We start from the raw sequence: 9145 nt of genomic DNA, 5'->3' as shown, positions 1-9145 counted from the left end.
TGGGCCGCCCCGTGGTGCCCGAGGTATAGAACAGCCAGGCCAGATCGTCCCGGCCCCTGGCCAGGGGAGCGCCTGCGCAATCGTCGGTTTCCAGCAGGTTCTGCCACTCCGCGCCGCCAAGCGCGATCTCGGGGCAGTGCCTGCTGCCGGCCTCGTCGCCTATGTCGCCACTGTCTGATACGAGCAGGCCCGCACCGGAGTCCTCAAGGATATAGGCCACCTCCTTTGCGTGCAGTTTCGCGTTGATCGGCACCGCCGCCGCCCCTATCCACCAGATGCCGAAGATCAGTTCCAACACCTCTGGGCAATTCTTCAGAAAAACTGCGACGCGATCATCTTGGCCGATGCCATGATACCGGGCGAGCCCCTCGCCGATGCGCCGCGCACGGGCGGCAAAGCCCTGATAGTCCGAGTGCAGCTCGGTGCCATAGAAAAGCGCGGGCGCATCCGGTGTGCGTCGGGCAGAGGCATCCAGCCAGTTTGCGATATTCATATGTCTACCCCCATCCGGCCTGTAGCACGCTAGCGTAATTCGCTACGGTACTGTCTGCCAGCGCATCCGCAGCGGACTCCGGCGCATGATAAAACAGCCGTGTGTTTCGGCAACGCCCAATTCCCGCAGGACACCCACGCGCGGCCTCTGCGATCAGCCCTTCCGCCGTCCGGCCATCGAAGCGACCAAAGGCTGCGTGGCCAATCCCAACGATACAGATCCCCGACTTTGACATGCCATTCTCCCCTTGCCGTCCGCCGGCCCGCCCTCGGAGACGGCGCCCGCACCGCGCGCCTCTTCGCGTCATTCAGCAGACGACGGCATCCATGTGCTCACTCTGCCTTATCCTAACGTCTGGGGGTCATAAGCGGCCCTCGGATACAATCAAACAAATGGCTTACCATCAACCGCTTCAATGCATAATTTTGCCATATCCGTCTATATACATGTACAATATCAGGAGTTTTCATGGGTGCGCTATCTGGAATTCGGATCGTAGACCTATCGTCCGTCCTGATGGGCCCTTCTCGACACGTTGAAAGCCGGTTCTGGTGTCTTTCACGCGGTTTCTAGAAAGAGGTCAGCCACGAAGTCGATCTCGTTGGCAACGCCGATCTGGCAGTTTTCAAACTGCCCCTTGCGGATGGTGCGGAAAGTTTCGATGCCAGCGAGAGCCGCCTTGGCGCCGACCAAGGTTTGGAAGCCGCGCATAGGGCGAAGTCGCTGCTTTAGCGAGGCGTGGTCGCTTTCGATCCGGTTGTTGAGCTACTTGCGATCGACATGCCGGATCGTGTCTTCCGGCCCGATCCGGGCGCAGCCCGCGCCAAGTACGGTGAGCGCCATAAGCCCGCTTGCGAAGCTCGGGGCCGAACTTGCGCACCCAGCGATGGATCGTCGAGGCATCGGCGGTCACGCCACGCTCAGCCAGCATGTCACGCACATCCCTGCACGAAAGCGAGTAGCGACAGTACCAGCGCACTGCCATCAGGATAATCTCACAAGGAAACCGATGCCGTTTGAACGGGTTCTTGCGCTGTGCCATCGACCGCTCCGCCATCACAAACAAGCGGAGCCTGCGACTTCCTCTGAGTTAATGCAACGGAGCCGTCCTGATCCTAGGACGAGGCTGTACCTTCATTGATTTGTATTTAGCGCTCTCGGAGGTTTGGGAAGACTATCGTGCTATCGCCGCCGGCGTTGGGGTTTTTTCTTGGGGGTGAGGGCTGGTTGCATGTCGGGGGCGAGGCCCAGTTGGTCGCGCAGCACGCGGGATTTGATTTCTTCCACCTCGCCTGCCTTCAGCTCACCCAGCCGGAAGGGGCCGTAGGAGACGCGCAGGAGGCGGTTGACGGCGAGGCCGACGGCCTCCATCGCGCGGCGGATTTCGCGGTTCTTGCCCTCTTGCAGCGAGACGGTGATCCAGGCGTTGGCGCCTTGCTGGCGATCAAGGGTGACGGTCATCGGCTGGAAGCGGGTGCCCTCGACCGAGATCCCCTTGCGCAGCGGCTCAAGGGTGCTGTCTTCGGGGGTGCCATGGACGCGGACGCGGTATTTGCGGGTCCAGCCGGTGGAAGGCAGTTCAAGCTTGCGCTTGATCTCGCCATCGTTGGTGAGCAGCAGCAGGCCCTCGGAGTTGATATCCAGCCGCCCGACCGACATGACGCGGGGCATCTCCTCGGGCAGGCTGTCAAACACCGTTTCGCGGCCCTTTTCATCACGCGCTGTTGTCACCAGCCCGGAGGGCTTGTGGTAGAGCCAGAGGCGGGGGGGCTCGGGGGCGGTGAGGGGCTTGCCATCGACCACGATCGCGTCAGCCTCGGTGACGTTGAGGGCCGGGCTGTCGATGCGCTTGCCGTTCACGGTGACGCGGCCTGCTTCAACCATGCGCTCGGCTTCACGGCGCGAGGCGAGGCCTGCGCGGGCGATAACCTTGGCGATCCGGTCGCCGGGGGGAGGGGTGGTGCTCATGGGGGTGGCATAGGCGAGGGGCGCGGGCTTGCCAAGGGTGGGGCTTGCCAAAGGCGGGGACGCGGGGCAGGGAAGATGGCATGGAATTTACGAGCCACATGCAGGCAGCGCTGGCCGAGGCGCGGGCGGCGGGCGAGCGCGGAGAGGTGCCCGTGGGGGCGGTGATCGTGTCGCCCGGCGGTGAGGTTGTGGCGCGGGCCGGGAACCGCACGCGGGAGTTGGCCGATCCATCGGCCCATGCCGAGATGCTGGCGATCCGCGCGGCCTGTGCGGCGGCGGGCAGCGAGCGGCTGGTGGGCTATAATCTTTATGTGACGCTGGAGCCTTGCGCGATGTGTGCGGCGGTGATTGCGGCGGCGCGGATTGGCCGGGTGTATTACGGCGCGAGTGATCCTAAAAGCGGCGGCGTGGCGCATGGGGCAAGGGTGTTTTCGCACCCGCAGGCGCACCATGTGCCGGAGGTTTATGACGGGATTGGCGACGCGGAGGCGGTGGCCTTGCTCAAGGGTTTTTTTGCCGGGCGGCGGGGGTGAGATCGAGGGCTTTGGTTTACGTGTCTTTGAGGGGTGCGTGACCCGGCCGGGCAGCGGCTGTGCCTTCATCACGCCTTTCCGGAGCGACGTTTCCCGCCGTGGCGATTGCCAACGGGAGAGGGCGCGGGTGAGTGATGAGCCGCGGGGCGGCTCATCACGGCTTTCAGCCGGTCTTCGCCCGGTGGTGGCCTAGAATTCGATCGCGACCAGCACTTCCGGTTCGATCACATCAACGCCCTTCAGGCCCTTTTTCAGCTCTTCGGCGTCTTGCTCGAGGGCGGGGAAGGTTTTGTAGTGCATCGGGATCACTGTTTTGAAATCGAAATACCGGGCGGCGGCCCATGCGGCGGCTTTCATGTCCATCGTGAAATAGCCCCCGGCAGAGAGCACGCCGATATCGGGCTCATGGTAGGCGCCCATCCATTCCATATCGGCCATGATGGTGGTGTCGCCGGAAAAGTAGATGGTGTGGCCTTCGGCCTTGAGCATATAGCCAACTTCGGCACCGGCGGCCTCGCCGTTCAAGGTGTTGGAGTGGGATGCGGGCACCATGGTGACAGCGACGCCGCCCAGATCAACGGTGCCGCCCTTGTTGAAGCCATTGGCATCAACGCCATCGAGTTTTTCCATCAGGTCGAACATGCCGTAGACCGGCAGGCCCGCGTCTTTGGCGATGTCAGGCACACCGGTGATGTGATCGCCGTGGCCGTGGGTCAACAGCACATGGGTTGCGCCATCAAGCGCCTCGGCGTGGCGGTCTTCGGGGAAGGAGGGATTGCCGGTAAGCCAGGGGTCAATGAGGATCACCGCTTCGGCGGCTTCCAACCTGAAGCTGCCGTGCCCGAGCCAGATGAGTTTCATGGGGGTATCTCCGGAATGATTGTTTCGACGGGAAGGTAGTGCAGCGATAAGGGCGCGTCCACCGCTTGCAGCGCATCCGCGCGGGAGATAAACGAGCGAGCGAGACACCCGAAGGAGTGAGACATGTCGATAGACATCGAGACCGCGCGCCGCGTAGCGCATCTGGCCCGGATCGCCGTGCCGGAGGACGAACTGCCCGCGCTGGCGGGGGAATTCAACGCGATCCTCGGCTTCATCGAGCAGCTTTCCGAGGTGGATGTAGAGGGCGTGGAGCCGATGGTTTCGGTCACGCCGCAGCGGCTGAAACGGCGGCAGGATGTTGTCACCGACGGGGGGCAGCAGGAAGCGATTCTGGCCAATGCGCCAGACGCCCGCGAGGGATTTTTCGCCGTTCCCAAGGTGGTGGAGTAAGCGCATGTCTGAACTGAGCAAACTGACAATTGCCGAGGCGCGCGATGCGTTGCGCAAGGGTGAGGTGACTTCGGTTGCGCTGACCGAGGCCTGCCTGAGCGAGATTGAAGGTGCCGAAGCGCTGGGCGCTTTTGTGCATCACACGCCAGAGCTGGCACTGGAGCAGGCGCGGGCCGCTGATGCGCGGATTGGCCAGGGCGACGCCCCTTCAATGTGTGGTATCCCCTTGGGGATCAAGGATTTGTTCTGCACCAAGGGGGTGGAGAGCCAGGCGGCATCGGCCATTTTGCATGGCTTCAAGCCGGAGTATGAGAGCACCGTGACCAGCCAGCTTTTTGGCGCGGGTGCGGTGATGCTGGGCAAGCTGAACATGGACGAGTTTGCCATGGGCAGCAGCAACGAAACCTCAACCTATGGCACTGCGGTGAACCCGTGGCGCGATGGCGAGCGCCAGCTTACGCCGGGGGGCTCCTCGGGGGGCTCGGCCAGTGCTGTGGCCGCCGATCTGTGCCTTGCGGCAACCGGCACCGACACCGGCGGCTCGATCCGCCAGCCTGCCGCTTTCACCGGGATCACCGGCCTGAAGCCCACCTATGGGCGGGTGAGCCGCTGGGGTATCATCGCCTTTGCCTCCTCGCTGGATCAGGCCGGGCCGATGACCAGGAGCGTGCGCGACTGCGCGATCATGCTGGAGGCCATGGCCGGGCATGACCCCAAGGATTCGACCTCGGCCGATCTGGCGGTGCCGGATTTTGAGGCGATGCTGACCGGCGATATCAAGGGCAAGGTCATCGGCATTCCCAGCGAATACCGGGTGGAGGGGATGCCCGAAGAGATTGCGGCGCTTTGGGCCGAGGGCACCGATATGCTGAAGGCAGCAGGGGCCGAGATCCGCGATATCTCGCTTCCGCATACCAAATACGCGCTGCCGACCTATTATGTGATCGCCCCTGCCGAGGCGTCTTCGAACCTTGCGCGCTATGATGGCGTGCGCTTTGGCCACCGCGCCAAGCTGGCACAGGGCGACGGCATTGAGGAAATGTATCAAAAGACCCGCGCCGAGGGCTTTGGTGCCGAGGTGAAGCGGCGGGTGATGGTGGGCACCTATGTGCTTTCCGCAGGCTATTACGATGCCTATTACAACCGCGCCCGTAAGGTGCGTGCCCTCATCAAGCAGGACTTCGAGCAGGTGTTCGCGGCGGGTGTGGATGCGATTCTTACCCCGGCCACGCCGTCTGCGGCCTTTGGGTTGGGCGAGATGGCCGAGGCCGACCCGGTGCAGATGTATCTCAACGATGTGTTCACCGTAACGGTGAACCTTGCGGGCCTGCCCGGCATCGCGCTGCCGACCGGGCTGAGCGGCAACGGCCTGCCGCTTGGGCTTCAGCTGATTGGGCGTCCTTGGGAAGAGGGCGATCTGCTCAACACCGCCTATGCGCTGGAACAAGCGGCCGGATTTGTTTCCAAACCGGCGAAATGGTGGTAAAAGGCCTGAAAACACAGGCAGAGCAGAGAGTGATGAACATGCGGGTTTGGCTATCCCTTGCGGCGTGCGTCGCCCTGGCGGCATGCGATCCGGCAATTCCTGACAGCGGTGATGGCGTTGGGTTTGGCGATTATGAAAGCTACAGCGCACAGCGAGCGCGGGATGCGGCCTTGGCCAGCCCCAGACGCCAGCCACCTGCGAATGCGCCGGTCAACGCGCCTGTAAACGCCCCGATAAATGCGCCAACCAACGCGCCGCTCGCCACGGTGGCCAGCACCGGCCCGGCCACGGGTGCGCCCTCTGCCGCAGAGATCAACGCCGCTCTGGGGCGTGACACCGCCACGCCAGCCGCCCCGGCCCGCAGCGGCACCAGCATTTCTGATGAGCAGGATTTTCAGGCGGTATCGTCACGCGAATCTATCGAAAGCGACGCGCAGCGCATTGAGCGCCAGCGCGCACAGTATCAGCAGGCCCCGGTCACGGCCCTGCCGAGCCGCCCGCAAGATACCGGCCCGAACCTTGCGGAATACGCGCTGAGCACCAGCAATGCCCCCGGAGAAAAGGTGTATCGCCGGGGCTTTACCACCCAGCGGCGCTATGACCGCGCCTGTGGCAGCTATGCCTCATCCGCGCTGGCGCAAGCCGCCTTCCTCAAGGCCGGTGGGCCGCAGCGCGACAAGCTGGGCGTTGACCCCGATGGAGACGGCTTTGCCTGCGCCTGGGATCCCCGGCCTTTTCGCGCCGCCAAGGGCTGAGCTTGGCCCAAAGGCGCGGATTTTCGCAAAGAATGCGGAGCGCGGGTGAATGCAGATAGAGCAATTTCCCACCCCCAACATGGGTGAGCGGCGCGATGGGGCGCTGCCTGATAGCGTGCTGCTGCATTATACCGCGATGGGCGAAACCCGTGCGGTGCTGGAGTGGCTCGCCACCCCCGAGGCGCAGGTTTCGGCGCATTATGTGATCAGCCCCGAAGGCGCCGTTTGGCAAATGGTGCCAGAGGAGATGCGGGCGTGGCACGCAGGGGCGGCCTGCTGGGGCGGCTGCGTTGACGTGAACTCACGCTCGATCGGGATCGAGATCGTGAACACCTCCGTCGAGCCATTCGCATGGCCGCAAATGCGGGCGGTGGAAACGCTGGTGGCCGCGATCCGTGAGCGCTGGGCGGTGCCGGTGGAGCGGGTGCTGGGCCATTCGGATGTGGCACCGGGGCGCAAGATTGATCCGGGGCGCCGCTTTGATTGGCAGGCGCTGGCGCGGCAGGGGCTGGCTGTGTGGAGTGAGGCGCAGGGCACGGGCGGCGCCGATGAGGCGCGGTTCATGCAGGATGCGCGGGCGTTTGGCTATAGAGCGGATGTGCCGTTTGACACCCTGTTGGAGGCGTTTCGCAGCCGTTTCAGACCCGCGGCCAGGGGCGGATTCGATGCCACGGATTGTGCCCGCATGGCCGATCTGGCGGCGCGCTACCCGGTGGACTTGGGCGCGATGGTGTAAAGCCGGCGATGTGAGTTGGCGGGGGCGGCGCTTGACCGGCAGGGCCTTCTTGCCTATGCGGGCAATTGCGCGGATGGCCGGGTGGCCGCGGAGGGCAACCTTCGAGGAAAGTCCGGACTCCACGAAGCAACGGTGCCGGGTAACGCCCGGGCGGAGCAATCCGACGGAGAGCGCCACAGAGAACAGACCGCCCGCTGATGCGGGTAAGGGTGAAACGGTGGGGTAAGAGCCCACCGCGGGACTGGCAACAGGACCGGCAAGGCAAGCCCCACCGGGAGCAATGCCAAATAGGAGCCTCGCATGGGCCGCTTCGGTCTTGAGGTTCGGGTTGGCAGCTAGAGGGTTCATGGCAACATGCGCCTGAGATGAATGGTCACCGCGCTCGCAAGAGCGAACAGAATCCGGCTTACAGGCCATCCGCGCAAAATATCTGGCCAAAACCGCGAGCCAGCGGTTGACTCACCCGCCGAGGCCAGTAAAAGGCGGTTTCATGCTACATCTGTGGAGCGCCAAGCCGCGTTCCCCCCGCAGGAGACATTAAGATGGCCAAACCAACCACGATCAAGATTCGGCTGAACTCCACCGCCGATACTGGCCACTTTTATGTGACCAAAAAGAACGCCCGCACGATGACCGAGAAGATGGTCGTACGCAAGTACGACCCTGTCGCGCGCAAGCACGTGGAGTACAAGGAAGGCAAGATCAAGTAAGCCTCTCCCCAGCTACCCAAGATGTGAAAACCGCGCGACGCCCCAAGGCTCGCGCGGTTTTTCTTTGTTGAACACCCCCCAGACCCCGCCGCGAGAGCCTCCCCCTGATACGCCAGTAAGGAGACCTCGCCATGATTGCCCCACAGGATGCCGCACCCGGATGCGCCTCACCGCCGCCCTTGCCGCCCTTCACCATCAGGCCCGCCCGGATGGGCGACAGGGAGGCGCTGGCGCGGCTGTTGACGGCCTCTTACAGCCAGTTGCTGGTGGATGACTACACGCCTGAGCTTCTGCGCGAGGCGGTGCCGCTCATCACCCGGCCTCGCGCGGCGCTGCTGAACGCGGGGAGCTACTATTTGGCGGACTGCGGGAATGGGCTGCTTGCGGCCGGAGGCTGGACCTTTCATCCGCCGGGCCGGGGCGCAACGGGGCCGGGGGAGGTGGGGCATATCCGCCAGGTGGCGACCGCGCCTGACCGCGCCGGGAAGGGCGTGGGACGGGTTTTGATGGAGCACGCGCTGTTCAGGGCGCAGGCCTCGGGGGTGCGGCGGATGTTGTGCTTTTCGACCCTTACGGCGCAGGGCTTTTACGCCAAGCTGGGTTTTGTGGCGCAGGGGGAGATCACGCTGACGCTGGCGCCGGGGCTGGATTTTCCCGCCGTGCAGATGTGCCTTGAGATGTGAGGCTTTCGGCGCGGGGGCACGCGGGTGGCCGGGGTGCTTTGGGCAAAGGAAAAGGGCCGCCCCATGTGGAGCGGCCCTTTGAATGTGGTGTCAGGTGAGCGGCGCTTATTCGCGCGAGCCCATCAACTGAAGCAGGAACATGAACATGTTGATGAAGTCGAGGTAGAGGCTGAGCGCGCCCATGATGGCCGCTTTGCCAAGCCACTCCTGATCCGCGTGCATCGCATGCTCGATGTAGGTGTTCTTGATGTTTTGCGTGTCGTAGGCGGTGAGGCCTGCGAAGATCAGCACACCGAGGATCGAGACGACATACATCATGATCGGGCTTTGCAGCCAGAGGTTGATGAGCGAAGCCACGATCAGGCCGATGACGCCCATGATCAGGAACGATCCCCAGCCGGAGATGTCTGATTTGGTGGTGTAGCCCCAGAGCGACAGGCCGGCAAAGGCGACTGACGTGGTGAGGAACACCTGGGCGATCGAGAAATCGGTGAAAGCGGCGAAGATCC

General features: G+C 63.7%; 11 protein-coding genes, 1 other RNA gene and 1 pseudogene. 8 read left to right on the top strand and 5 right to left on the bottom strand.

Annotated features, from left to right (window positions below; genetic code table 11):
* From P1U55_RS15000 to P1U55_RS14990, 3 genes and pseudogenes are all read right to left on the bottom strand, one after another.
* Positions 1–493 (bottom strand): AMP-binding protein (locus P1U55_RS15000; RefSeq protein WP_301048440.1); only part of this gene is annotated, 493 nt, incomplete at its 3' end.
* A gap of 558 nt (positions 494–1051) precedes the next feature.
* Positions 1052–1535: pseudogene (locus P1U55_RS15900) on the bottom strand (DDE-type integrase/transposase/recombinase).
* Positions 1536–1675: 140 nt separating this feature from the next.
* A complete protein-coding gene (locus tag P1U55_RS14990) occupies positions 1676–2461 on the bottom strand; it encodes a pseudouridine synthase (RefSeq protein ID WP_301048437.1) in 786 nt (261 codons plus the stop codon).
* Between the two features lie 80 nt (positions 2462–2541).
* Here P1U55_RS14990 and P1U55_RS14985 point away from each other — a divergent pair, with 80 nt between their 5' ends.
* Positions 2542–2994, top strand: a complete 453-nt coding sequence (locus P1U55_RS14985; RefSeq protein WP_301048436.1) for a nucleoside deaminase — start codon at positions 2542–2544, stop codon at positions 2992–2994.
* Positions 2995–3183: 189 nt separating this feature from the next.
* Here P1U55_RS14985 and P1U55_RS14980 read toward each other — a convergent pair whose 3' ends face one another.
* Positions 3184–3855 (bottom strand): metal-dependent hydrolase, encoded by a 672-nt coding sequence (locus P1U55_RS14980; RefSeq protein ID WP_301048434.1) that lies wholly within the window; start codon positions 3853–3855, stop codon positions 3184–3186.
* Between the two features lie 123 nt (positions 3856–3978).
* Between P1U55_RS14980 and gatC the strand changes: the two genes are divergently transcribed.
* The 7 genes from gatC to P1U55_RS14945 all read left to right on the top strand — a co-directional run bounded on the left by gatC (position 3979) and on the right by P1U55_RS14945 (position 8636).
* Complete coding sequence (gene gatC, locus P1U55_RS14975; RefSeq protein ID WP_301048433.1) at positions 3979–4266, top strand: Asp-tRNA(Asn)/Glu-tRNA(Gln) amidotransferase subunit GatC; 288 nt, start codon at positions 3979–3981, stop codon at positions 4264–4266.
* A 4-nt stretch (positions 4267–4270) separates the two neighbouring features.
* Positions 4271–5752 carry an Asp-tRNA(Asn)/Glu-tRNA(Gln) amidotransferase subunit GatA gene (gene gatA, locus P1U55_RS14970; RefSeq protein WP_301048432.1) on the top strand — a complete coding sequence of 494 codons (1482 nt, stop codon included), beginning with the start codon at positions 4271–4273 and terminating at the stop codon, positions 5750–5752.
* 32 nt (positions 5753–5784) lie between these two features.
* Positions 5785–6507, top strand: a complete 723-nt coding sequence (locus P1U55_RS14965; protein ID WP_301048431.1) for a hypothetical protein — start codon at positions 5785–5787, stop codon at positions 6505–6507.
* Positions 6508–6556: 49 nt separating this feature from the next.
* The gene (locus tag P1U55_RS14960; RefSeq protein ID WP_301048430.1) at positions 6557–7243 is read left to right on the top strand and encodes an N-acetylmuramoyl-L-alanine amidase; all 687 of its coding nucleotides are present in this window, start codon (positions 6557–6559) and stop codon (positions 7241–7243) included.
* 69 nt (positions 7244–7312) lie between these two features.
* An RNA gene (gene rnpB / locus P1U55_RS14955) (RNase P RNA component class A) lies at positions 7313–7668 on the top strand.
* 117 nt (positions 7669–7785) lie between these two features.
* On the top strand, positions 7786–7953 hold the full coding sequence (gene rpmG, locus P1U55_RS14950) for a 50S ribosomal protein L33 (RefSeq protein WP_012179442.1): 168 nt from the start codon (positions 7786–7788) through the stop codon (positions 7951–7953).
* Between the two features lie 131 nt (positions 7954–8084).
* Positions 8085–8636: a GNAT family N-acetyltransferase gene (locus P1U55_RS14945; RefSeq protein WP_301048429.1), complete on the top strand. Its 552-nt coding sequence runs from the start codon at positions 8085–8087 to the stop codon at positions 8634–8636.
* Between the two features lie 105 nt (positions 8637–8741).
* Here P1U55_RS14945 and P1U55_RS14940 read toward each other — a convergent pair.
* Positions 8742–9145, bottom strand: a 404-nt coding sequence (locus tag P1U55_RS14940; protein ID WP_301048428.1) for a Bax inhibitor-1/YccA family protein, incomplete at its 5' end; no start/stop codon positions are given.

The organism is Vannielia sp. (assembly GCF_029212645.1).
In the GTDB taxonomy this organism is placed as follows: Bacteria; Pseudomonadota; Alphaproteobacteria; order Rhodobacterales; family Rhodobacteraceae; genus Vannielia.
The sequence above is the reverse complement of the archived record's forward strand: the minus strand, read 5'-3'. Positions and strand labels throughout refer to the sequence as shown.